Origin of the sequence: Rhizobium sp. K102 (assembly GCF_022385315.1) — a bacterium.
Lineage (GTDB): Bacteria > Pseudomonadota > Alphaproteobacteria > Rhizobiales > Rhizobiaceae > Rhizobium > Rhizobium croatiense.
Window position 1 is genome coordinate 385226 of record NZ_CP092436.1, and the last position, 24122, is coordinate 409347.

At 61.4% G+C, this 24122-nt stretch carries 18 protein-coding genes and 5 pseudogenes; 11 read left to right on the plus strand and 12 right to left on the minus strand.

Translation table 11 applies throughout. The features are described from left to right. Window positions 1–150: 150 nt before the first annotated feature. Window positions 151–1670, plus strand: a pseudogene (locus MHI61_RS07820) (FAD-dependent oxidoreductase). A gap of 292 nt (window positions 1671–1962) precedes the next feature. On the opposite strand, the gene MHI61_RS07825 reads toward MHI61_RS07820, so the two are convergent. After that, complete coding sequence (locus MHI61_RS07825) at window positions 1963–2535, minus strand: PadR family transcriptional regulator (protein WP_097604410.1); 573 nt, start codon at window positions 2533–2535, stop codon at window positions 1963–1965. Between the two features lie 167 nt (window positions 2536–2702). Between MHI61_RS07825 and MHI61_RS07830 the strand changes: the two genes are divergently transcribed. Both MHI61_RS07830 and sbmA read left to right on the plus strand, forming a co-directional pair. Continuing rightward, on the plus strand, window positions 2703–3887 hold the full coding sequence (locus tag MHI61_RS07830; RefSeq protein WP_239791572.1) for a YbfB/YjiJ family MFS transporter: 1185 nt from the start codon (window positions 2703–2705) through the stop codon (window positions 3885–3887). Between the two features lie 175 nt (window positions 3888–4062). Next, window positions 4063–5277, plus strand: a complete 1215-nt coding sequence (sbmA, locus tag MHI61_RS07835; RefSeq protein WP_239791573.1) for a peptide antibiotic transporter SbmA — start codon at window positions 4063–4065, stop codon at window positions 5275–5277. A gap of 209 nt (window positions 5278–5486) precedes the next feature. Here the strand turns inward: sbmA and MHI61_RS07840 are convergent, their stop codons facing one another. Continuing rightward, a complete protein-coding gene (locus tag MHI61_RS07840; protein WP_239791574.1) occupies window positions 5487–6476 on the minus strand; it encodes a polysaccharide deacetylase in 990 nt (329 codons plus the stop codon). A 120-nt stretch (window positions 6477–6596) separates the two neighbouring features. On the opposite strand from MHI61_RS07840, the pseudogene MHI61_RS07845 reads away from it, so the two are divergent. The 3 genes and pseudogenes from MHI61_RS07845 to der all read left to right on the plus strand — a co-directional run bounded on the left by MHI61_RS07845 (window position 6597) and on the right by der (window position 9407). Beyond that, window positions 6597–7182: pseudogene (locus tag MHI61_RS07845) on the plus strand (NnrU family protein). A gap of 103 nt (window positions 7183–7285) precedes the next feature. After that, a complete protein-coding gene (locus MHI61_RS07850; protein ID WP_004678688.1) occupies window positions 7286–7969 on the plus strand; it encodes a tetratricopeptide repeat protein in 684 nt (227 codons plus the stop codon). Between the two features lie 16 nt (window positions 7970–7985). Then, window positions 7986–9407: a ribosome biogenesis GTPase Der gene (gene der, locus MHI61_RS07855; RefSeq protein WP_239791575.1), complete on the plus strand. Its 1422-nt coding sequence runs from the start codon at window positions 7986–7988 to the stop codon at window positions 9405–9407. A gap of 259 nt (window positions 9408–9666) precedes the next feature. Here der and MHI61_RS07860 read toward each other — a convergent pair whose 3' ends face one another. Beyond that, entirely contained in the window at window positions 9667–10104 is a 438-nt protein-coding gene (locus MHI61_RS07860) for a MarR family transcriptional regulator (protein ID WP_239791576.1), read from the minus strand. Between the two features lie 162 nt (window positions 10105–10266). Between MHI61_RS07860 and MHI61_RS07865 the strand changes: the two genes are divergently transcribed. After that, window positions 10267–11280 carry an alpha/beta hydrolase gene (locus MHI61_RS07865; RefSeq protein ID WP_239791577.1) on the plus strand — a complete coding sequence of 338 codons (1014 nt, stop codon included), beginning with the start codon at window positions 10267–10269 and terminating at the stop codon, window positions 11278–11280. A gap of 68 nt (window positions 11281–11348) precedes the next feature. On the opposite strand, the gene MHI61_RS07870 is transcribed toward MHI61_RS07865, so the two are convergent. Together MHI61_RS07870 and MHI61_RS07875 are read right to left on the minus strand one after the other, a co-directional pair. Next, entirely contained in the window at window positions 11349–12530 is a 1182-nt protein-coding gene (locus tag MHI61_RS07870) for a glycosyltransferase family 1 protein (protein WP_239791578.1), read from the minus strand. A gap of 238 nt (window positions 12531–12768) precedes the next feature. Then, on the minus strand, window positions 12769–13809 hold the full coding sequence (locus MHI61_RS07875; protein WP_239791579.1) for a glutamine synthetase beta-grasp domain-containing protein: 1041 nt from the start codon (window positions 13807–13809) through the stop codon (window positions 12769–12771). Between the two features lie 406 nt (window positions 13810–14215). On the opposite strand from MHI61_RS07875, the pseudogene gstI reads away from it, so the two are divergent. After that, a pseudogene (gstI, locus tag MHI61_RS07880) lies at window positions 14216–14408 on the plus strand (glutamine synthetase translation inhibitor GstI). An 84-nt stretch (window positions 14409–14492) separates the two neighbouring features. On the opposite strand, the gene MHI61_RS07885 reads toward gstI, so the two are convergent. The 7 genes and pseudogenes from MHI61_RS07885 to MHI61_RS07915 all read right to left on the minus strand — a co-directional run bounded on the left by MHI61_RS07885 (window position 14493) and on the right by MHI61_RS07915 (window position 21548). Continuing rightward, window positions 14493–15416 carry a sugar kinase gene (locus tag MHI61_RS07885; RefSeq protein ID WP_275593083.1) on the minus strand — a complete coding sequence of 308 codons (924 nt, stop codon included), beginning with the start codon at window positions 15414–15416 and terminating at the stop codon, window positions 14493–14495. 176 nt (window positions 15417–15592) lie between these two features. Then, window positions 15593–15934 (minus strand): annotated as a pseudogene (locus MHI61_RS07890) (hypothetical protein). A gap of 158 nt (window positions 15935–16092) precedes the next feature. Continuing rightward, window positions 16093–17079: an oligopeptide/dipeptide ABC transporter ATP-binding protein gene (locus MHI61_RS07895; RefSeq protein ID WP_222141799.1), complete on the minus strand. Its 987-nt coding sequence runs from the start codon at window positions 17077–17079 to the stop codon at window positions 16093–16095. Next, window positions 17072–18079 carry an ABC transporter ATP-binding protein gene (locus tag MHI61_RS07900; protein ID WP_239791580.1) on the minus strand — a complete coding sequence of 336 codons (1008 nt, stop codon included), beginning with the start codon at window positions 18077–18079 and terminating at the stop codon, window positions 17072–17074. The genes MHI61_RS07895 and MHI61_RS07900 overlap by 8 nt, the downstream gene beginning before the upstream one ends. A 2-nt stretch (window positions 18080–18081) precedes the next feature. Then, the gene (locus MHI61_RS07905; RefSeq protein ID WP_097604465.1) at window positions 18082–18999 is read right to left on the minus strand and encodes an ABC transporter permease subunit; all 918 of its coding nucleotides are present in this window, start codon (window positions 18997–18999) and stop codon (window positions 18082–18084) included. After that, window positions 18996–19919, minus strand: coding sequence for an ABC transporter permease subunit (locus MHI61_RS07910; protein ID WP_038690477.1), 924 nt, complete (start codon window positions 19917–19919; stop codon window positions 18996–18998). Before MHI61_RS07910 ends, MHI61_RS07905 begins: the two co-directional genes overlap by 4 nt. Before the next feature lie 48 nt (window positions 19920–19967). Continuing rightward, window positions 19968–21548: a peptide ABC transporter substrate-binding protein gene (locus tag MHI61_RS07915; RefSeq protein ID WP_239791581.1), complete on the minus strand. Its 1581-nt coding sequence runs from the start codon at window positions 21546–21548 to the stop codon at window positions 19968–19970. 274 nt (window positions 21549–21822) lie between these two features. Here MHI61_RS07915 and MHI61_RS07920 point away from each other — a divergent pair, with 274 nt between their 5' ends. From MHI61_RS07920 to MHI61_RS07930, 3 genes and pseudogenes are all read left to right on the plus strand, one after another. Beyond that, window positions 21823–23469 (plus strand): alpha-glucosidase, encoded by a 1647-nt coding sequence (locus MHI61_RS07920; RefSeq protein ID WP_239791582.1) that lies wholly within the window; start codon window positions 21823–21825, stop codon window positions 23467–23469. A 65-nt stretch (window positions 23470–23534) separates the two neighbouring features. Next, window positions 23535–23839 (plus strand): annotated as a pseudogene (locus MHI61_RS07925) (type II toxin-antitoxin system RelE/ParE family toxin). After that, window positions 23832–24122, plus strand: coding sequence for an addiction module antidote protein (locus tag MHI61_RS07930; protein WP_097610954.1), 291 nt, complete (start codon window positions 23832–23834; stop codon window positions 24120–24122). Before MHI61_RS07925 ends, MHI61_RS07930 begins: the two are co-directional and overlap by 8 nt.

Below are 24122 nucleotides of genomic sequence, written 5' to 3' on the forward strand. Positions count from 1 at the left end.
AGATTTACGTCAATGACAACAACTCCCACCAATTATATTATAGACTGCTAAAGTAGCAAGGGAGTCCCTGGCTCCCGCCCGTCAGGCTCCGCTCGGAACATTTCGGTTCATCCGCCCATTTACTGCGGATAGGACTAGGAGAAACTCCGCATGAATGCGAGCGACGAACGAACCGTGTCTCTCTGGTCAGACATCGAGGTCGCGCCCGACGCAGCGCCTCTCGCCCGCAACGAAGACTTCGACGTCGTCGTGGTGGGCTCTGGAATTGCAGGCATGTCGATCGCGTACGAGCTGGCCGCCGCGGGGCAGAAGGTTGCAGTCCTCGACCGAGGCCGGATAGGCGGCGGCATGACGGCCCGCACGACTGCACACCTCACGTCGGTATGCGACGACTACTTTTCGGAACTAATCGGGTTGCGCGGCGAGGAGCTGGCGCGCCTCTATTTTCAGAGCCACTCCGCGGCGATCGCTCGCATCGAGGCGATCCAGGGCGCGGAGCGCATAGCCTGCGACTTCCGTCGGCTCGACGGCTTTCTCTTTCCCGCCTCTGGAAGGGCGAAAGCCGATCTCCAGCGTGAGCTCGAGGCCGGCCTGAAGGTAGGCATCGCGGTCGAGGAAGTCGCGAGGTTGCCGCTTGCGGGCTACCCGGACACCCCCGCTCTGCGGTATCCGGATCAGGCGACGTTCCATCCGCTTAGGTATCTGCGCGGTCTTGCCGCCGGAATTCGGGCGCGCGGCGGCACGCTCTACAGCGAGACGATCGTCGACAGGGTCGAGGAAACCGCCGGCGGGGTGCGCGTGGAAACGACCTCCGGCCTCAACGTTACGGCCAGGTGGGCCATCGTGGCGACCAATTCGCCCATCAACGACAGGGTCGCGATCCACACGAAGCAGGCACCCTATCGGACCTACGCAATGGCGTTCGAGGTCGGGCGCGGCATCGTACCGGATGGTCTCTACTGGGACACCGATGACCCGTACCACTACGTCCGCCTTCATACCGGCGAGGACGAGAGCGACGTCCTCATTGTTGGTGGCGAGGACCACAAGACTGGCGTGATCGACGCCGCCGACGAGCGCTTCGCCGCCTTGACGTCCTGGATCAGACGACTGGTGCCCGATCTTGGCGCCGAAACCCATCGATGGTCCGGGCAGGTGATGGAGACAATCGACTACGCCGGCTTCATCGGCCGCAATCCCGGCAACGAACGAATTTTTGTGGTCACCGGAGATTCCGGCGAGGGCATGACCCACGGCGTGGTGGCCTCACTCCTGATTTCCGAGATCATTCTCGGGGTGACAGTCCCTGGCGGGAACTCTACGAGCCGTCCCGGAAGACGGTGAGCGCGGTCGGCAATTACGTTGCCGAGAACGCGACAATGATCAAGAACTTCGCCGAGTATGTTGCGCCCGGCGAAATCGAGTCTGTCGATCGGCTGCGACCGGGAGAAGGTGCTATCGTCCGCGAAGGAATGACCAAGATCGCAGCGTTCCGCAGCGACGATGGCACGCTGCACAGGCGATCTGCCACATGCACGCATGTCGGCTGCCACGTGCACTGGAACTCCCTGGAACGGTGCTGGGACTGTCCATGCCACGGATCTCACTTCGCGGTGGATGGAACGGTGCTGAACGCACCAGCAGTCTCGCCCTTGCCCGAGATCGACTGAGTGTTGCTCCGGTGAGCTAACGCGGAGTGACCGAACTATACGGGCGGGCTCAGGCCGCAGGGCTTCGGTGGCTCATCCGGGGGGCTTTCTTCCTTCGTGCGGCATTTCCGACGCTCCTCGGCGCGAAGCCCAAAGGGCGCAGCCTCGAAGGATCAGACGTACGTTGCTTCTTGCATTCATCCGGCAACAGCGCGTCCTTCGAGGCCCCTGCGAGGCGCCTCCAGGATGAGGCTCTCTTGTGTGTGTCGGCGGCGCATGCTCGGACGCGCCGACGTCGGGACCACTATCGTCTTCACCCCCGCGTTTCCGGCCTGCCGCCCTGCAGGATCTCCGTCGCAGCGCGTTCCAATATCCCGGCGATGCGGGCGGCCTCGGTTTTCGACCAGGGATAACGCATCCTGAGGGCCGAGCGCAGCAGCATCCGGGCGGCGCGGATATCGCCGCCATCCTGCATGAAGTCGCCGTCATCGCTGTCGGCGCCGTGGCGGTCGGTTTCGAAAACACGCTTCACATAGGCCATCTTCTCGCCGATGCGTTCGAGCTTGGCGAGCGTGTGAAGGATCATGTCGCGGTTTTCCTCGACGCGGCGGCGGCCGGCCTCGGTGATGCGATAAAGCTTCTTGGTGCCCTCATTCTCCACTTCGGCAAGACCGGTTTCCTCGAGATAGGTGAGTGCGGGATAGATGACACCGGGGCTCGGCACATAGAAGCCGCCGGAACGCTCCTCCAGCAGCTTAATCAATTCGTAACCGTGGCGCGGCTGCTCGGCGAGCAGGGCCAGGATGACGAGCTGCAGATCGCCCGCCGCGAATTTGCGGCCCATGCGAAACGCTTCGCCGAACATGCCGCCTTTAAAACCTCTCATGGCTTTTCCTTTCATCGCTAGATGTATCGTTGGCTATGTCGTAAAACATATATCGTAAGATACCCGCTTTCAAGGCGAGCTAGGATTTTTTCGACCTTTCCGGAAATTGATCGACCGATCAGAAATAGTTGTTTGCAGTGCCTGTGCTGCGGCGCGATAAGCACTGCATGCTTTCCCGCCCGCCTCGCTCCCAGCCGAATCTCGTTGCCACCGCCGCTGCAGGGGCCGTTGCCATGGCTGCGGCCATGGGCTTTGGGCGCTTCTCCTATACGCCGATCCTGCCCGGGATGATGAGCGGCGTGCCGCTTTCGGCAGCGGATGCAGGCTTTATCGCCTCGGCTAATTTCGTCGGTTATCTCGTCGGCGCCGTGCTTGCGGCCTATGGCTGGGCGGCGGGGCGCGAGCGGCTGGTGGCGCTCTCGGCGCTGCTGGCCACCGCCATCCTGCTCGCGGCCATGGCCGCCACCGATTCCGTCGCGGTCTTCGCCGTCATCCGCTTCCTGGCCGGCCTCGCCAGCGCCTTTGCGATGGTCTTCACCTCTTCGATCGTGCTCAGCCACGGGGCTGCGGCCGGCAATGACCATGTGCAGGCGGCGCATTTCGGTGGGCCCGGGGCGGGGATCGCTCTGTCCTCGGTGATGGTGCTGTTGGTTGGTCTCGGCTTTCACGACGGGCCGGGCGGCTGGCGCGCCGATTGGATCGGCGGGGCAATCTATTGTGCGATAAGCCTGGTCGCCGTCTGCCTTCTGCTGCCGCCGGCGCCGGCGCAAACGGCTCAGGCGGGCAAGGAGCCGGCGCTCAACTGGAGCCGGCCGATGGTGCTGGTAACCCTGTCCTACGGCCTGTTCGGCTTCGGCTATGTCATCACCGCGACCTTCCTCGTCACCATCGCCCGCCTGTCGGCAACGGGAGCTTTCGTTGAATTCCTCTGCTGGTTCATCGCCGGTCTGACGGCGGCGGTGGCGCTGTTTGCCTGGAGGCCGCTGGTGAGGTCCCTCGGGCTCGGCGGCGTCTATATCGCGGCACTTCTGGTCGAGGCGGCCGGCGTGCTGGCGACCGTGGCGCTGCCGCCTTCGGTCGCACCGCTGATCGGCGGCGCACTGTTCGGCGCGACGTTCCTCGCGATTACGGCTTACGGGCTGCAGATCGGTCGCAAGCTTTCACCCGAGAGCCCGCGGCGAATTCTGGCGATGATGACCGCTGCCTTCGGCCTCGGCCAGATCATCGGGCCTGTTGTTGCCGGCTGGATTGCAGAGCGCTCAGGCAGTTTCACCGTGCCGACGGTGATCGCCGCCGCCGCACTCCTGGTCTGCGCCGCCCTGGTGATGCCCGTGATCAAGAAAGTCGCCTAACCGGTTACATCTCCGTAACAATCGGCCGAACCCATTGCTGCTTCCTTCGAACTGCCTTAGTTTCCGGCACAATCAGTGTTCCAAGACACTCCCGAGACTCCCAGTTCAGGAAAGCAAAGCCCCCCGTGTTTCATTCGTTTTTCCCCAGCCGAAACCTTTCTTCATTTCGCTTGTCGTGTGGACACTGATTTCAATATTCGGCTGGTATTTTGTCGCTGAGGGCCTCGGCGCGTCGCTCGGCTTTGTGCCGGTTCCGGAAGAGCAGCAGCCGATCGACCTTTCTTTCTTTCTGCTGCCCGAGAATACCTGGTTCTACAGTTACTTCCTCCTCTCGGCGGTGATCTTCTGCGCCGCATGGCATCTGAGGGCGCTGCATCATCCCTGGAAGCTGTGGTCGATCTGGGGGTCGGCGCTCATCATTTTCGTCACCTATTTCGGCGTCCAGATCACGGTCGTGATCAACAACTGGCGCCGGCCCTTCGGCGATCTTCTCCAGAACGCGTTGTCGAAGCAGCCGGGCATTTCCGTCGACAATTTTTACAGCCTGATGTGGGTCTTCTGTCAGATCGCATTCCTCAGCATGTTCGTGTCGATCATGACTGACTTCTTTACGAGCCACTACATCTTCCGCTGGCGCGCTGCGATGAACGACTTCTACATGTCGAAGTGGGAAAAGCTGCGTCACATCGAGGGCGCCTCGCAGCGCGTTCAGGAAGACACGATGCGTTTTTCGAGCACCCTCGAAGGTCTCGGCATCAGCCTGATCAACTCGGTGATGACGCTCGTGGTCTTCCTTCCGATCCTTCTGACGCTCTCGCATTACGTGACTGAACTGCCGGTCATCGGGCCGCTGGCGAATTCACTCTTCTGGCTGGCGCTCTTCTGGTCGGCATTCGGCACGCTGCTTCTGGCGGTCGCCGGTATCAAGCTGCCGGGCCTGAACTTCCGCAATCAGCGCGTCGAAGCCGCCTATCGCAAGGAACTCGTCTATGGCGAGGATCATGCCGAGCGGGCTCAGCCGCTGACGGTCAGGGAGCTCTTCAACAACGTTCGGCGGAACTATTTCCGCATGTATTTTCACTACATGTATTTCAACGTCGCCCGCTATTTCTACATTCAGGCAGACGCGCTCTTCGTGGTCTTCATGCTGGTCCCGACGATCGTTGCAGGCACGATCACTTATGGAATCTTCCAGCAGATATCGACCGCCTTCGGCCAGGTCAGCAACTCGTTCCAGTATCTGGTCAACTCCTGGACGACGATCATCGAACTGCTCTCCATCCACAAGCGCCTCAAGGCCTTCGAGGCTGCTATCGACGACGAGCCTCTGCCGGCGATCGACCAGCATTATCTGGAGCGGGAAGCCGGTGTTGTGCATGCTGATGGGTGAGGGGTGAGGCTTGGACGGATGAGTGGGGCTTTAGTGCCTGCTGTGCCGCAAGGCCCCTCATCCGCCCTAACGGGCCTCTTCTCCCCGCTGGGGAGAGGGGGAATCACGGCCTCGCCACTTGCTTCCTCTTCTCCCCAGCGGGGAGACGGTGGCCCGAAGGGTCGGATGAGGAGGGCACGCGGCACGTCGTCCCGATTGTGAAAACTACGTCAGAGCCCCGACGTCTGCTGCAGCTTGCCGCGCGCCTCGATCATCGGGATCGCTTCCGAATAACTGACGCAGGCGACCTCGGCTCGACGGCAGACTTCGCTGACCAGGCGGTCCAGCGCCCGCCAGTAGGCGCCGCCGTTCATTTCGACGAAGTGGAAGCCGAGCTGGAGGGGGATGCGGCTGCCGTTGTACTGGCGGTCGAAGGCCCGGGAGAACGCTGAATAGGCGCGGTCCTCGAACTCCTTCGAATCCGCCCTGTCCTCCTCGCCCTTGGAGTGCCGGACGAAGAGATTGTAGTCCATGCCGATAATCGGCTTTTCGCTCGGGCCTTCGGGAATCAGCGGCAGGCCGAAGCGGATGATGCCGTCTTCTTCGACGGGCATGGCCGGGCCTTTGGTGACGAGGCTTGCATCGTAAGTAAAGCCCGCCTTCTTTTCGGCGGCGATCATATCGGCGCCCGCGGTTGCCGACAGATAGGGGGCGCGAAAGCCCTTGATGCCATGATCGACAAGGTCCTGCCAGCCGGCCGGCTCGTCGAGACCGACGCCTTTCCAGGCATTCTTCAGCGTCGCGTGGAAGGTGGCGTATTCGGACGACCAGTCGGCCTCGCTCCAGAGGCGACCGTCGAAATGACCGCAGGCATGGCTCGAGATGTCGTGGCCTTCGAGATGGGCATGCCAGATATTGCCGAGGCGTTCGCGGATTTCGTCGTCGCTCTGGGCGAAGCCGACATTGGATTTCCCGCGTTTCTGATGCGGCGCCTGGTAGGCCTTCTTCGCCGCCTCGTTCATCAGGAAGGTGCAGGAGAGGAAATAGGTGAAGTGGGCGCCGTTCTTCGCGGCAATCTCGCGGCTCTTCAGCCACAGTGCGTTATCATGGGCGCCGTCGAAGGAAATGATGACCAGTTGCTTCGGCCGGTCGGCCCCCTCTGCAGTGACAGGAAGAAGGAACGAGGCAGCCAGACAGGCGGAGAGGAGAGGACGAGACATGAGCACCGCGACAATTTGTTCGCGGTTTCCCTCTAATAGAATTGCGGCGAAGCTACGGTCCGGCTGGCATTTTTTCCCGTCAGCCGCTAAGTCAAGACAAACTGCAAGGAAGGGACCGCAATGGCGCTGCTCATCGTCGGCATCATACTTTTTCTCGGTGTGCATCTAGTGCGGGTGGTGGCTCCGGGCCTGCGCCGCTCGATGATCGCAAGCCTCGGCGAGCGGGGATGGCGGGCCGGCTATTCGGTCGCGAGTTCTGGCCACGCTGATCCTCTTGATCTACGGCTTCGGACAGGCGCGCGCGGTGGCCGGCGTGCTCTACAATCCGCCGGTCTGGATGGCGCATATCACGGTCACGCTGATGCTGATCGCGATGATCTGTCTGGTCGCCTCGCTGCTGCCGGCCGGACACATCGCCACCAAGACGAAACATCCGATGGTATTGTCGGTGAAGATCTGGGCGCTGGCACATCTGCTCGCCAACGGCGAGACGTCTTCGGTGCTGCTGTTTGCCGCTTTCCTCGCCTGGGGTGTCATCCTGCGCATCTCGCTGAAACGGCGGCAACGGGCGGGCGAGATCACGCTGCGCCCCTTCGTCTCGGCGAAATACGATCTTTATGCCGTCGTCATCGGCATCATTGCCTGGGCGCTGATCATCTGGAAGCTGCACGAATGGTTGATCGGCGTTTCACCGCTGGTCGTGTAACGAATCTTTCATATCCCCCTTACAACCGCAGCAAAATGCGGTAGAAGGCCGGGCAATGTGCGTAGCGCACAGCCTATGGGTATTGCCGCGGCCGGAGACGAGAATGGCATTCAACGACGACAGCTTCATCCGTGAAGTCAATGAGGAATTGCGGTCCGACCAGATGAAGGGCGCCTGGCGCCGGTTCGGCCGATATATCATCGTCGCTGCCATCCTGATCGTCGTCGGCACCGCCGGCAAGGTTCTCTACGACTACTGGGACGATAGCCGTTCCTCGGGCGCCGGCGACCAGTTCCTGGCGGCGATGAAGCTTGCCGACGAGAACAAGAACGATGAGGCGCTGGCCGCGCTCGACAAGCTGGAGAAGGAAGGGCATGGCGCCTATCCGGTGCTGGCGCGCATGCGGGCTGCGACCGTCCAGGCCCAAAAGGGCGACGCCGCCGCGGCGATCGCCGCCTTCAACGAGATCGGCAAAGACAACGGCGTTCCTGCTGCCGTGCGCGATGCCGCCAGAATGCGTGCGGGCTGGCTGCTGATCGAGAACGGCTCCTATGAACAGGTTTCGGCCGCGATCGAGGAAATGGCCGTGCCCGGCAACGCCTTCCGCCATTCGGCGCGCGAGGCACTCGGTCTGGCCGCCTACAAGGCCGGCAACATGGCGCAGGCGCGGCAGTGGTTCCAGTCGATTATCGATGACGCCGAAAGCCCGCGTCCTGTTGCCAATCGCGCCCAGATGATGCTTGATCTCATTACCGCATCCGGCAAGGCGCCCGCCGCGCAGGGCTGAGTTTTAAGGAAAAAGTATGAGTTTCACGGTCGCCATCGTCGGTCGTCCGAATGTCGGCAAGTCGACGCTTTTCAACCGCCTGGTGGGCAAGAAGCTTGCGCTCGTCGACGATACGCCCGGCGTGACGCGGGACCGCCGGCCGGGTGATGCGCGGCTGATGGGCCTGACCTTTACGATTATCGACACGGCCGGTCTGGAAGAGGCCGACGAGGAAAGTTTGCAAGGCCGGATGCGCGCCCAGACGGAGGCGGCGATCGACGAGGCCGATCTTTCGCTTTTTGTCGTAGATGCCAAGAACGGGTTGACCCCGGTCGATACCGCTCTTGCCGAAATGCTGCGCCGACGGGGCAAGCCGGTGGTGCTCGTCGCCAATAAATCCGAAGCGCGCGGCTCCGATAGCGGCTTCTACGACGCCTATACGCTGGGGCTTGGCGAGCCGACGCCGATTTCGGCCGAGCACGGGCAGGGCATGCTCGACCTGCGCGACGCGATCGTCGAGGCGATCGGCAGGGACCGTGCCTATGCCAAGGACGATGTCGCGGTTACCGATGTCGACATTCCGCTGGGCGAAAACGAGGCCGACGGCGAGGACGAAGAGCCGATCTATGACGACACCAAGCCGCTAAGGGTGGCGATTGTCGGCCGGCCGAATGCGGGCAAGTCGACACTGATCAACCGTTTCCTCGGCGAGGACCGGCTGTTGACCGGGCCGGAGGCCGGCATCACCCGTGACTCCATCTCGGTCGAATGGGATTGGCGCGGCCGCACCATCAAGATGTTCGACACCGCAGGCATGCGCCGCAAGGCGCGGGTAACCGAGAAGCTGGAAAAACTTTCGGTCGCCGATGCGTTGCGCGCCATCCGCTTCGCCGAGACGGTCGTCATCGTCTTCGACGCGACGATCCCCTTCGAGAAGCAGGACCTGCAGATCGTCGATCTCGTGCTGCGCGAGGGGCGCGCCGCCGTTCTCGCCTTCAACAAATGGGACATGATCGAGGACCGGCAGGCGGTGCTTGCCGACCTGCGCGAAAAGACCGACCGTCTGCTGCCGCAGGCGCGCGGCATCCGCGCCGTGCCGATCTCCGGCCAGACCGGCTGGGGGCTGGACAAGCTGATGCAGTCGATCATCGATACCGACAGGGTCTGGAACAAGCGTATCTCGACGGCACGGCTCAACCGCTGGCTGGAAACGCAGCAGATCCAGCATCCGCCACCGGCCGTCTCCGGCCGGCGCATCAAGCTGAAATATATGACCCAGGTCAAGGCACGCCCGCCGGCCTTCATGATCTCTTGCACCCGCTCCGACGCGCTGCCGGAATCCTATACGCGCTATCTGATCAACGGGTTGCGCGCCGATTTCGACATGCCGAGCGTGCCGATCCGCATCCATTTCCGTTCGCCTGATAATCCGTACGAATCGAAGAAGAAGCGGACGTAGAGGCTGGGCGCCAGTTGGTGCTTGCGGAATATCCGGTCGCGTTGTGGCGCGGGATACCCCTTCTGCTCTGCCGGGCATCTCCCCCACAAGGGGAGATTGGCAAGCGGCACAAACTTCGCGCCCGTCTACCGTTTCCCCGAGCTGTGACGCCAGTTGTTTGGAGAAACCATCGCGCCTAGCCGATCTCCCCACCTGTGGGGAGATGCCCGGCAGGGCAGAGGGGGTGCCTCAGGCGCGGCCTACCTCGGTTGTGGTGAATCTAAGCGATGCTCTTAGTCAGCGCCTCACGCAACGCCACGATCTCGGCCTGGAGCCGAGTAAGATCTCCAGCGTCACGGCCGCTCGCTTCCGCGATGCAGCCGGGGATACCGATCGCCTTTTCCTTCAGGCGAATACCCGCCTCGCTGAGCCGGATGACGACGACGCGTTCGTCCGCGCTGCTGCGCTCGCGGCTGATATAGCCGGCGCTTTCCAGGCGTTTCAGCAGCGGTGTCAATGTGCTCGATTCCAGGAAGAGCCGTTCGCCGAGGCCGCCGACGGTCTGGCCGTCCTGTTCCCATAGCGCGACCAAGGCAAGATATTGCGGGTAGGTGAGGCCGAGCGTGTCGAGTAGCGGCTTGTAGACGCGGTTCAGCGCGTGGCTTGCCGTGTAGATGGCAAAGCAGATGAAATCGTCGAGCTTCAGCTGATCCTGCATGGGGGCATCTCCAAAACCGCGCAAATTTATATCGCGCGATAAATAATCGGAAGCAATTTTTATGCATGGCTGATATGCGGAAATTTAAATTGTCCAATAAATAATCGTGCGCGATATAAATACGTGTTTCAAGACGAACAACAAAACCGAGAGGACAAGACAATGTCGACCATCAAGACCGCAGTTTCCGCAGCAGTACTCCTGGCAACCTCCGCCGTCGGCGCGCTTGCCGATCCGGTCCTCGAGCCGACAACGCAGACGTTCATCGACGGTCTTGCCGGCGGCAAGCCGATCTACACGCTGTCGCCGGCCGATGCCCGTAACGTTCTGTCCGGCGCGCAGAAGGGCGAGGTCAAGAAGCTCGCCGCAAAGGAAGAGGATAAGGTCATCAAAACAGGCCCGACCGGCAGCATCAAGCTGCGCATCGTCCGCCCGGAACATGCCAAGGGCACGCTGCCGGCCGTTCTCTACTTCCACGGCGGCGGCTGGGTGCTCGGCGATGCGGATACGCATGACCGGCTGGTGCGCGAAATCGCCAATGGCGCCAATGCCGCCGTCGTCTTCGTCGACTATGAACGCGCGCCGGAGGCCCGATACCCCGTGGCCATCGAGCAGGCCTATGCCGCTACCAAATATGTCGCCGAGCATGCCAAGGAATTCAACGTCGACGCCAGCAGGCTCGCGGTCGCAGGCGACAGCGTTGGCGGCAACATGGCGGCGGTGGTGACGCTGCTTGCCAAGGAGCGCGGCGGCCCCGCCATCGACCAGCAGGTGCTGTTCTACCCCGTCACCGACGCCAACTTCGACAATGGTTCCTATAATGACTTCGCCAATGGCCCTTGGCTGACCAAGGAAGCGATGAAATGGTTCTGGAACGCCTATCTGCCTGACGAGGCCAAGCGCAAGGAGCCGACGGCTTCGCCGCTGCAGGCATCGCTCGAACAGCTCAACGGCCTGCCGCCGGCCCTTATCATCACCGATGAAAACGACGTGCTGCGCGACGAAGGCGAAGCCTATGGCCGCAAGCTCAGCCAGGCCGGCGTCAAAGTCACCTCGATCCGCTACAACGGTACGATCCACGACTTCGTGCTGCTGAATGCGATTGCCGAAACGCCGGCGGTCCGCAGCGCGATCAAGGTCGCGAACGACACGCTACGCAGCGCGTTGCACAAGTAAGCTCGATTGGAACTCTTGTTCACGCAATTCCGGACGCAAAACCGCTTCACACTTTTGCTGGAATGGCTTTAGTCTGCGGACGGCAAAGGCCCGGCGGTTTCGCCGGGCTTTCTGCTTCTCGGAAGCGACTTGGCAAATTGCCAGGCCTTCTTCCATTTCGGCGTGATCACGCCATTGGCGGCGCGGATATTGTTGATGAACTGCGTCGTCGCCGCTTCCCAGGAATATTGCATGGCAAGCGCGCGCGCCTTCTCGCGCGAAGCGGAAAGGGCGGCAAGGCAGGCGGTGCGCAGGTCCGCATCCAGCACCCCGACCTCGCTATCCTCGCCGATAATATCGAGCGGCCCGGTGACCGGGTAGGCCGCAACCGGCACGCCCGATGCCAGCGCTTCGAGGATGGTGTTGCCAAAGGTGTCGGTGAGCGACGGGAAGACGAAGACGTCGGCCTGAGCATAGGCGTTCGCCAGATCCTCGCCGAATTTCACGCCGGTAAAGTGCACATCGGGATAGCGCTGCTCTAGTTCGGCGCGCGCCGGGCCATCGCCAACGACCACCTTCGAGCCGGGCAGGTCGAGATCGAGAAAGGCCGGCAGGTTCTTTTCCAGCGCGACGCGGCCAACCGTCATGAAGATCGGGCGCGGCAGATCGAAAGGCTCCTCTTCGAGCGGCATGGGATGAAATTGCGTGGCGTCGATACCGCGGGTCCAGGGCATCAAATTCTTGATGCCGCGGGCTGACAGCTCGCGGGCCAGGCTCGGTGTCGCAACCATGCAGCCGGCGCCGCCATTGTGGAACCAGCGTATGAAAGCATAGAGCCAGCTCTGCGGGATCGGCAGGCGGGCGGAAACATATTCGGGAAAGCGGGTGTGATAGCTGGTGGAGAAGGGCATGGCCTTGCGCAGGCACCAGCGGCGGGCGGTCAGCCCCAGCGGACCTTCGGTGGCGATGTGCACATAGGTGGGATTATGCTTTTCGATCTCGCGCGCGACGCGGCGGTAACTGGCGATCGACAGGCGGATCTCCGGGTAGGTCGGGCAGGGGATGCTGTTGAAGCGCTCCGGCGTCACCATCGAAACCTCAACGCCCATCTTCGCCAATTCGCGATTGGTGTTCTCGATCGAGCGCACGACGCCGTTGACCTGCGGGTGCCAGGCGTCGGTGACGATCACCAGCCGTTCCGGCAGATTTCCGGCGGCTGCGGCATTGGCCCAGCTCTCGCCGCTATAAGTGTTTGCCGGACGTTGCAGCATGTCGTGATTCCATCCGCGTTGCAGTGATATGCCAACGCTCAGCCCCATAGCGGGGTTCCGGAACGGCGATTCCCGCCTGTCTATTTTGAGGCATGACCATGATGGAAATATTACAGCCGCATGCCAGCACTTGCAGGGCTTTTGGCGGCCCGATCCCCGCGAATATGTCAGCGGCCGATCGCGAATTTCGTGCGGAAGGAATGACGGCGCCGGTCATGGACCGGCGCCGTTTGGGAGGTTAAGCAGCCGCGGAGGCCGAACCTGCAGTCGGAACTTCCGAGATCGTCTTCAGAACCTGCGACGCGATCTGGTAGGGGCAGCCCTGCGAGTTCGGGCGGCGATCTTCCAGATAGCCCTTGTAGTCGTTCTTGACAAAGGAGTGCGGCACGCGGATCGAAGCGCCGCGGTCGGCGACGCCGTAGGAGAACTTGTTCCACGGCGCGGTTTCGTGCTTGCCGGTCAGGCGCTTGTCATTGTCCGGACCGTAGACGTTGATGTGATCCATCAGGTTCTTTTCGAACTGCGCCATCAGCGCTTCGAAATAGGCTTTGCCGCCGACTTCGCGCATATACTTGGTCGAGAAATTGCAATGCATGCCCGAACCGTTCCAGTCGGTGTCGCCGAGCGGCTTGCAGTGATACTCGATGTCGATGCCGTATTTTTCGGTCAGGCGCTGCAGCAGGTAGCGTGCCATCCAGATCTGGTCGGCGGCCTTCTTGGAGCCCTTGCCGAAAATCTGGAACTCCCACTGGCCCTTGGCCACTTCGGCATTGATGCCTTCGTGGTTGATGCCGGCAGCCAGGCAAAGGTCGAGATGTTCTTCGACGATTTCGCGGGCGACATCGCCGACGTTCGAATAGCCGACGCCGGTGTAGTAGGGGCCCTGCGGAGCCGGATAGCCCTGCTCGGGGAAGCCGAGCGGACGGCCGTTCTGGTAGAAGAAATATTCCTGCTCGAAGCCGAACCAGGCATCTTCATCGTCAAGGATGGTCGCGCGGGCGTTGCTCGGGTGCGGCGTGACGCCATCCGGCATCATGACTTCGCACATGACGAGCGCGCCGTTGCTGCGGGCCGGATCGGGATAAATGGCGACGGGCTTCAGCACGCAATCAGAGCTGCGGCCTTCGGCCTGCATGGTCGACGAACCGTCGAAGCCCCAGAGCGGAAGCTGTTCCAGCGTCGGGAATACGTCGAATTCCTTGATCTGCGTCTTGCCACGCAGGTTCGGTACCGGAGTGTACCCATCGAGCCAAATATACTCGAGCTTATATTTTGTCATCGTGACTCTCTCAATGCTACGAAGGTGAGCAAATCCGGAGACGATCTCCGCGCGTAAGCGCATCCAACCGCCAGGGGATGCATTTTTAAAAGCACGTAGCGTGCCAGTTCGGCCGCCTCGACAAGAAAATATGCACATCAGCCGCCCGATACGCATTCTCTGTGACCGAAATGCCCGCTTTCGGCGCAAAAATGGATTTCGGCTTTGGAACCGGATGAAAATTTCGGCGTTAGCCCGGAGGTGATGAAGTGTTGAACAAATAGGCGGACGCTCGCCGCGGAGACAGCATATCGATCAATCACAATATATGCGTGCATATATTTTGTGCAATTTGCATAAACTATGTGCATTGTGCTAAGGTCGCGACGTCGAATGTTGATGCGCCGAACGGAATGGAGGCGATCTTATGCCCACTGGTTTCCATCGTGAATCCGCAACGATCTACCAGTTTCCCGTCAAGCCGGCGCGGACCCCCAGTCGGTTCGAACGCGCCCGGCTGATGGAGCGCGAGGCAGCCGATGTCTGCGACGCGGCGCTCGACAGCTGCTGGTATCATGACGAGGCGGTTCGCGAGTTCCGATCGGCCGACGAAGTCCTGATTGCTTGATACCTGCGGCAGGTAACGCCGATACGGCGGGGAGCGCCCGCGCATGGCGTTCGTATGTTGGTCGTCATGCGCGGGCTTAACGCCCGCTCAATCCGAGCTTTTCCTTGGCGACCAAGGCGCCATGCTCACTGACGACGCGGGCTGCGACGCTCGCGGCGAAGCGGGCGGCGGCCGACGCGTCCTGGGTTTCGAGATAGCGCGCAAGGAAGGCGCCGTTGAAACTGTCGCCGGCGCTGGTGGTATCAACCACTGTCTCCACCGTCTCGGCCGGAACGAAGGTCTCGTCGCCGGCGAAATTCAAGCGAACGCCGTCCGCGCCGTTCTTGACGACGACATTGGCAGCGCCCAGGGCGCGATAGCGTTGAATCGTCGCCTCGATGGAATCGTCGCCGAAATGCGCGGCTTCGTCGTCGAAACTCGGCATGACGAGCACGGAAGAGCGTGCGCCTTCGCTGATCGTTGTGTGCATCACGTCGTAACTCGACCAGAGGCGGGGACGGATGTTCGGGTCGAAGACCACGAGTTTGCCGGCCGCCTTGGCGCGGCGGATTTCGGCGAGCAGTGTCGTGGCATCCTCTTGCGGCAGAATGGCTAGGGTGATGCCGGAGAAATAGACGAGGTCGGCGCTTTCCACCGCTTCGCGCAGGCGGTCGGGATCGGCGGCAAGGCTGCGGGCGGCCGAGCTGTCGCGCCAGTAGCTGAAGGAGCGCTCGCCGTTCTTCAGACTGATCATGTAGAGGCCGGGCGTCCTGCCTCTGATGCGCCGGATCAAGCTCGTGCCGATGCCTGCCTTGTCGATGAAGGCGACCATCTCGTCCGACATGGCGTCGTCGCCGAGGGCAGTGAAATAATCGACCGACCAGTCGGGGCCAAGGCAGGCGCGGGCATACCAGGCGGTGTTGAAGGTATCGCCGGCAAAGCCTTTGCGCAGCAGGCCGTCACCGGCCTGCGAGAGCTCCACCATGCATTCACCGATCGATAGAAACCGTCTTCCGCTCACCTTGTCCTCCCGGCATGAGCGTCCAACAGGCCGCTCTATCGCTTTGAATTGACGCTTCATCCGCTGATACGCGGAGCCGTGCAGAGTGACAAGTATTGATATCGCGAGCGCCGGTATCACAGGAAATGAAAAGCCCGCCTTCGGGCGAGGCGAAGGCGGGTACCGGCGCAGGTTGATTATTCGTGGATGGTGTAGCTGCCGAGCTCGCAAAGGTCCTGTGTGTCTTCGGTCGTGTCGAGGTCCGAGTTTTAGTCGAATTCGAAGCGCATGTCGTATTTGCAGACGGCGCGGCCGTCGGCGATGGTGATGTTCACGGTCTCGCCCGGATTGAGGACCTTCTCGCCGAAGACGTCTTCTTCCCAGCTATTGACGCCGGTCGGCGAACTGTAGAAGCGCGTCAGGACGGAATTGGTCCCGTTGGTGAGCTGGAACTTCAGATCTTCGGCACGCGACGGCACGGCTGAGGCGGCGATGATCGCGGCGGCAAGCGCGATCAATCCAGAGACTTTTGATTTCATATATGCGTTCCCCTCGCCCATCATTGGGCGGAAAAAGGGATAGCATATCCGCAACTAAATCTTTGTTATCGGAGACTATAGATTCCGAAATAAGTCCGTTTTTGGAACACTTCCCCCCACAGATGGAGGGACGCAGATGTACTGAAAAGTCGTTCCATTCACGGCCTGTCCATGTGGTAGCAGGCCGCCTTCTGGCCCGGGCGAACCTCCTCGGTCGGCGGCATTTCGGTGCGGCAGATGTCGGTCGCCTTCCAGCAGCGCGGCGAGAAGACGCAGCCTTTCGGCGGGTTGAGCGGCGAGGGCGGATCGCCCTGCAGGCGGATGCGGGTGCGCAGGCGCGCGAGCTTCGGATCCGGGATCGGTGCGGCCGAAAAGAGCGCCTGTGTATAAGGATGGGCCGGATGGTCGAAGACGGTGGCGCAGTCGCCCGATTCCACCACCCTGCCGAGATAGAGCACCAGCACATCGTCGGAGATCAGCCGCACGACGGACAGGTCGTGGCTGATGAAGATCAGCGTCAGGCCGAACTCCTTGCGCAGCTTGCGCAGAAGCGTGATCACCTGGCCCTGGATCGAGACGTCGAGGGCCGAAACCGGCTCGTCGCAGACGATGAGCTTCGGTTTGGTGATGACGGCGCGCGCTATGCCGATGCGCTGCGCCTGGCCGCCGGAAAATTCATGCGGATAGCGATTGATCATCTCCGGGACAAGACCAACGGCAGCCATGATCTGGCGGACCCGGTCGGTGCGCTCGGCCTTCGAAAGCTTCGGCTCGAAGACGGTGAGCGGCTCGGCGATGATGTCGCCGACGGTCATGCGCGGGTCGAGCGAGGCGATCGGATCCTGGAAGATGATCTGCATGTCGCGGCGCGCGGCGCGCATCTCCTCTTCACTAAGGTCGAGCAGATTACGGCCCTGCCAGAGAATGCGGCCCTTCTGCGATTTCAACAACCGCAGGATGGAGCGGCCGAGCGTCGACTTGCCGCAGCCGGATTCGCCGACGATGCCGAGCGTGCGGCCTTCGGCGAGATCAAAGCTGACATTGTTGACGGCGGTGAGGAAGACCGGCGGCTTGAAGAGGCCTTTTGCCGGTAGTTCGAATTGGGTCGTCAGGTTTTCGACCCTCAGCAGCGATCGCTCAGCCATGGTTCAGTAACTCCTCACGACGCGGGAACGGGTGGTAACAGGCGGCGCAGTGGCGCGGCGCCAGCGTCTCGAGCGGCGGCGGATGGTCGATGCAATCGTTCTGGACCTGCGAACAGCGCGGCGAGAAATTGCAGCCCTTCGGCAGGTGCTGCAGGTTCGGCGGGCGGCCGGGAATGACGACGAGGGCGTCGACATCCTGGTCAGGCCGCGGGATGGAGGCATGCAACGCCGCCGTATAGGGATGGGCCGGATTGTCGAAGAGTTCGTCGACGGGGGCCTCCTCGACGATGCGGCCGGCATACATGACGGCGACGCGGTCGGCGAGGCCTGCGACCACCCCGAGATCGTGGGTGATCATCACCAGCGCCGTGTTCATCTCCGCCGTCAGGTCGTTGAAGAGGTCGAGGATCTGCGCCTGAATCGTGACGTCGAGCGCCGTCGTCGGTTCGTCGGCGATCAGAAGCTTCGGCTTGGTCAGCAGCGCCATGGCAATGACGATGCGCTGGCGCATGCCGCCGGAGAGCTCGTGGGGATAGAGGTGGAACCGCCGGGTCGGATCCGGAATGCCGACGCGTTTCAGCATATCGAGGGCAGCGTCCGATGCCGCGCGGGCCGTCAGGCCGCGATGAACCTCGAGCTGTTCGGTCAGCTGCCGGGAAATCCTGAGCGACGGGTTCAAGGCGGTCATCGGATCCTGGAAGACCATGGCCATGTCCTTGCCGCGAATGCGATCGAGCTCGCGCGGTTTCAGCGATAGCACGTCCTTACCTTCGAGCAGCGCCTGGCCCGTCGTGGCGCCGTTCTTGGCCAGCAGGCCCATGATGCCGAGGAAGGTCTGGCTTTTGCCGGAGCCGGATTCGCCGACGATGGCGACGCGCTCGCCGCGCCGGACGGTGAGGTTCATATTCGAGACCGCCTTCACCTCGCCGTCAGGCGTCGCGAAGGTGATCGAGTAGTCGTTGAGTTCGAGCAGGACGTCTTTTTGCGTTTCTTGGGGCATTCTTAGCGATCCTTCGGGTCGAACGCGTCGCGCAGGCCGTCGCCGATGAACAGCAGGCTGAGCAGCAGGGCCACGAGGAAGCCGGCCGGGAAGATCAGCAGCCAGGGCATGCTTTCCATGGCGTCGGTTCCCTCGGCGATCAGCGTCCCGAGCGAGGTCAGCGGCTCCTGCACGCCAAAGCCGAGATAGGACAGGAAGCTTTCGGTGGCGATGATTTCGGGCACGGTCAGCGCCGCGAAAATGACCACCGGGCCGACGAGGTTCGGAATGATGTGCTTGACGATGATCTTGAACGGCCGCTGCCCGGAGGCGCGCGCCGCCTCGATGAACTCGCGATGCTTGATCGACAGCGTCTGGCCGCGCACGATGCGGGCCATTGTCAGCCATTCCAGCGCACCGATTGCGGCAAAGAGCAGATAGACGTTGCGGCCGAAGATCACCATCAGCAGGATGACGAAGAGGATGTAGGGAAGCGCATACATGATATCGACGAAACGCATCATGATGGCATCCAGCCTGCCGCCGATATAGCCCGAGATCGCGCCGTAAAGCACGCCGATGACGACCGACACGACGGTTGCCGTCAGTGCGACCGCAAGCGAGACGCGGGTGCCGTAGAGGACGCGGGCAAGAAGGTCGCGGCCGTTCGGGTCGGTGCCGAAATAGTGGCCGGTCTCGATCGACGGCGGAATGCGGAAGGCCGCCCAGTCCGGATCCTCATAGTTGAACGGAATGAACCAGGGACCGAGGAAGGCTGCGACGATCAGCAGCGCCAGGACGGCGATCGACAGGACGGCCGCCTTGTTGCGTCCGAGCCGGCGCAGCGCGTCCCTGGTGAGCGAGCGGCCTTCGGGCGCCAGGCCTTCCGCTTCGAGAAGCTCCTGGGCGAGCAGCTCGCGTTTCGCGGGGTTGAGGATCATCGGTTTCTCACTTTCGGATCGAGCCAGGCATAGGCGATGTCGACGAGAAGGTTCAGGAACACGATCAGCACCATGTAGAAGATGACCGTCCCGAGAACCATGCCGTAATCGCGGTTGAGGGCTGCGTTGACGAAATAGCGGCCGATGCCGGGCAATCCGAAGATGCTTTCGACGACCAGCGAGCCGGTGAGAAGGTAGCTTGCCGCCGGACCCAGATAGGAAACGACGGGCATCATGGCGGGCTTCAGCGCATGGCGCATCACCGTCAGGCGCGGCCCGATGCCCTTGGCCTTGGCGGTGCGGATGAAGTTCTGGTTCATCACCTCGATCATCGAGCCGCGGGTGATACGCGAGATGCGGCCCGCATGCGGCAAAGCCAGAACGACGATCGGCAGGATCAAGTATTTGATCGATCCGTCACCCCATCCGCCGACCGGAAACCAGGCGAGGTGAATGCCGAAGATCAATTGCAGGATCGGCGCGATCAGGAAGTTGGGCAATACGACGCCTACCAGGATCAGCGCGCCGAGAATGTAATCCGGCGCCTTGTTCTGGTATAGCGCCCCGAGACAGCCGACGGCCACGCCGACAATGATGGCGATCAGAAAGGCGGCGGTGCCGATGGTGAACGTATAGGGCAGACCGATCATGATCTGCTGGGCAACGGTGAAATCCTCGCTGGCGAAGGAGGGGCCGAGATCGCCCCGCAGCAGGTCGCCGACATAGATCAGGTATTGCTGGATCAGCGGCTTATCGAGGTTGTAGTGAACAGCAAGGTTCTTCAGGATCACCGGCGGCAATGGCCTTTCGCCATCGAAGGGGCCGCCGGGAGCAAGGCGCAAAACAAAAAAGCAGGCTGTGACGGCGATCCACAGGACGGGGATCGTCGATAGCAGGCGACGGAGGGCGTATTTGATCATGGTCGTGGGCCGGTCCTTCCCGAAAGGGGCGGGAAGGACCGTTTTCCCTTACTCTTTCATCGACAGCCAGCGCGTGCGGTGGATGTCCTGGATGTTGTCGACGAAGCCTTCGATCTTCGGCGAAACGACATTCTTCGAGACATAATAGTAGATCGGCAGGGCGGCGGATTCATCAAGCGCCAGCTGCTCGGCCTTCTTGAAGATTTCGGCGCGCTTCTTCAGATCGGTTTCGGCGTTGCCCTCTTTGATCATCTTGTCGTAATCGGGATTGGACCAGCGGCCGTAATTCATCTGCACGCCCGTTACCAAGAGGTTGAGGAAGTTGTCCGGATCGTTGTAATCGGCGAGCCAGCCGGCACGGCCGATTTCGACCTGGCCACGCTGCATCTGGTCGTAATGCACCTTGGTTTCGGCATTGACGAGCTCGACATTGACGCCGAGCGGCTTCCACATGGAGGCGATCGCCACCGCGATGCGCTTGTGGTTGTCGTTGGTGTTGTAGCTGAGGACGGCATGGAGTGGCTTGTCCGGACCGAAGCCGGCCTCAGTGAGCAGCTTCTTGGCTTCGGCGACCTTGTCCTTATAAGGCAGGTCCTTCCAGCTGACATAGGCCGGCTCGCCGTAATTGGCGGTGCCCGGCGGAACCCAGGAATAGGCCGGCAGTTCGCCGGTGCCGAGGATCTGCGGCCCGATCACTTCACGGTTGATCGCCATCGACAGCGCCTGGCGGACGCGCTTGTCGCTGAAGGGCGGCTTCTGCGAGTTGACGACATAATAATAGAGGCCGGAGAAGGGGGCGACATGCGCCTGGCCCGGCAGGTTCTTCTTCATCCACTCGTACTGGTCGGTCGGGAAATCGGTGAGGATATCGAATTCGCCGGCGCGGTAACGTTTCAGTGCGGCTTCCTGATCCTCGAGCACAAAGAACTTGGCGCCGTCGATCTTCAGGTCCTTGGTGCCGTACCACTGGTCGTTCTTAACGGTGGTGACATGCGAGCCCGGAACCCATTCGGTCGGCTTATAGGGGCCGTTGGTGACGATGTTGCCGATCTTGACCCAATCCTGACCCTTGGCCTCGACGACGTGTTTGGGCAACGGGTAAGCCGTGTAATGCATCAGCGCATTGATGAAATATGGGGTCGGGTTTTCCAGTGTGATTTCGAGCGTCTTGTCGTCGATCGCCTTGACGCCGAGCTGGTTGAGGTCGGTGATCTCGCCCTTGTTGATCTTTTCGGCGTTCTTGATGGTGAACTGCAGATAGGCATAATCGGCGGCGTTCTTCGGGTCGACGAGGCGCTGGAAGGCGAAGACGAAGTCTCCTGCCGTTACCGGCTGGCCATCGGACCACTTGATCCCGTCGCGAAGCTTGAAGGTGTAGACCTTGCCGTCCGGCGAAATGGTCCAGCTTTCGGCCTGGCCGGGAATCGGATTGTCCTTGGCGTCTTCGGTGACGAGGCCTTCGAAAATGTCGCCGGCAATACGGTTCTCCCAGTCGCCGGAAAGTTTTTGCGGGTCGAGCGACTGCGGATCGCCACCATTGTGAATGTTGAGCGTGGCCGCATGCGCTGAAAATGCCAGCAATGTGCCAAGCATTGCGGAGGCGAGAAATTTTTTCGTGAACTGGTTCATCGTGGGTCCACCTTTCTAGGCTTTGCGCCCTTATTAGACATCTGTTCCCGGTATTTGACCTCTTACGTGCAGGTCAGTGCGCACCTTATCGCAAAGGAATCGCGTTGCAACCCCAAATGCGGAGGCGGAAACGGGTTGTGGACAAGCCTAAATACGTCTCCTCCTTGTCGGATCACGACGGGGTGTCCCTGCACCTTCACAACGGCCTGACATGTTGTCTTTTGTTTCGTCCGCTTTAGTGTTGCGGGCGCAAACGAAGCAGGAGATGTAGCCGATGGCATTGCGGACAGGCGGGAATGCGGATTGGTGGCGAGGCGCGGTGATCTATCAGGTCTATCCGCGCTCGTTTCAAGACACCAACAGCGATGGCCTCGGCGACCTCAAGGGGATCACCCGCCGGCTGCCGCATATTGCCAGCCTCGGCGTCGATGCGATCTGGCTCTCGCCCTTCTTCAAGTCGCCGATGGCCGACATGGGCTATGACGTCTCCGACTATTGCGATGTCGACCCGATCTTCGGGACGCTCGCCGATTTCGACGAGATGATGGCCGAGGCGCATAGGCTCGGCATCAAGGTGGTCATCGACCAGGTGATCTCGCACACATCGGACCGGCATCCCTGGTTCGTCGAGAGCCGGGCGAGCCGGAGCAATCCGAAGGCGGACTGGTATGTCTGGGCCGATCCGAAGCCCGATGGCACGGCGCCGAACAACTGGCTGTCGATCTTCGGCGGGCCTGGCTGGGAGTGGGACGGCGTGCGCCGGCAATATTACCAGCACAACTTCCTGACCTCGCAGCCGGACCTCAATTTCCATTGCGAAGAAGTGCAGGATGCGGTGCTGGAGACGGTGAAGTTCTGGCTCGACCGCGGCGTCGACGGCTTCCGGCTGGATACGGTGAACTATTATTTCTGCGACGAGCAGCTGAGAAGCAATCCGCCGCATGAGCCCGACGAGGATGACGCCGGCCTCGATGCGCCAGACAGCAATCCATACGGCATGCAGAACCACCTCTACGACAAGACGCAGCCGGAAAATGTCGGTTTCCTCAAGCGCTTCCGGGCGCTGCTCGATCAGTACGAGGATCGCACGACTGTCGGCGAGGTCGGCGATGGGGCGCGTTCGCTAAAGACGGTTGGCGCCTATACGAGCGGCGGCGACAAGCTGCACATGTGCTACACATTCGACCTGCTCGGACCGGAGTTCACCGCCGAGCATATTCGCGGTTGCGTCGAGGATTTCCAGAAGGTGGTGACCGATGGCTGGGTCTGCTGGGCTTTTTCCAACCACGATGTCATGCGTCATGTCAGCCGTTTTGCGCTGACGGCGGATGAGCGCCCTGTTATCGCCAAGCTGGCGATCTCGGTGCTTGCGGCGCTGCGCGGTTCGATCTGCCTCTACCAGGGTGAGGAGCTCGGCCTGCCGGAGGCGGAGCTTGCTTTCGAGGATCTGCGCGACCCCTACGGCATCCGCTTCTGGCCGGCGTTCAAGGGCCGCGACGGATGCCGCACGCCGATGCCCTGGGAAGCCGGCAAGGCGCATGCCGGCTTCACCTCCGCCGAAAAGAGCTGGCTGCCGGTGCCTTACGAGCAGGCGGCCCTTTCCGTGGATACGCAGGAGGACAGCGACTACTCGGTGCTGCACCACTACCGCAGGACGCTCGCCTTCCGGAAGAGCCACCCGGCGCTGATCGACGGCGAAATGACCTTTGTCGGCACCAACCAGGACCTGCTCGCCTTCACCCGCGAAAAGGGCGGGGAAAAACTGCTGTTCGTTTTCAACCTGACGCGCAAGCCGGCGGATTTCCACCTGCCTGACGGTATCGTGCTCGGGGAGCCGTTGGCCATGCCGGGCTACGAGGCTGGGAACGATGCGGGAACGGTGAAACTTGCGGCGCTGGACGGGTTCTGTGCGCGGATCTGACATACGCGCCATCGCTACGGAGGTGATGGATTTTGACAACTTGTATTTTTTAAATTACAATTGATGTGTTCATTCTGAAGCAGACGGCCACTTTCCAGAAGTGGCACAAAAGGTTGAAGGATGGAAAGGCGAAGGCAATAATTGCCTTGCGCCTCCAGCGTCTTGCGACCGGGCATGTCGGCGATGTGGCACCGGTCGGCGAGGGGTGAGTGAACTGCGCATTCACTATGGGCCTGGTTATCGGATCTACTACCGCAAGCGCGGAGAAACCATCATCGTGCTTCTCTGCGGCGGTGATAAGAGCACGCAGGAAACCGACATACGAACGGCAAAGAGAATAGCGATGGAATGGAGCGATGATAATGGCTGAAGAGATCTTCGACTTCGATCCGGCTGAGTTGCTCGACTCCGACGAAGCTATCGAAACCTTTATTACTGAAGCACTGCAGACCGGTGATGCGAAATTCATTGCGTCGGCTCTCGGCGTCGTCGCGCGCGCCAAGGGCATGAGCAAAATCGCCAAAGAAACCGGTCTTGCGCGCGAGCATCTCTATAAGGCGCTCAGCGAGAACGGAAATCCCACCCTTGAAACCACGCTGGCCGTCATGAAGGCGATCGGGCTAGAACTGACGACGAGGCATCACGCGGTTTGA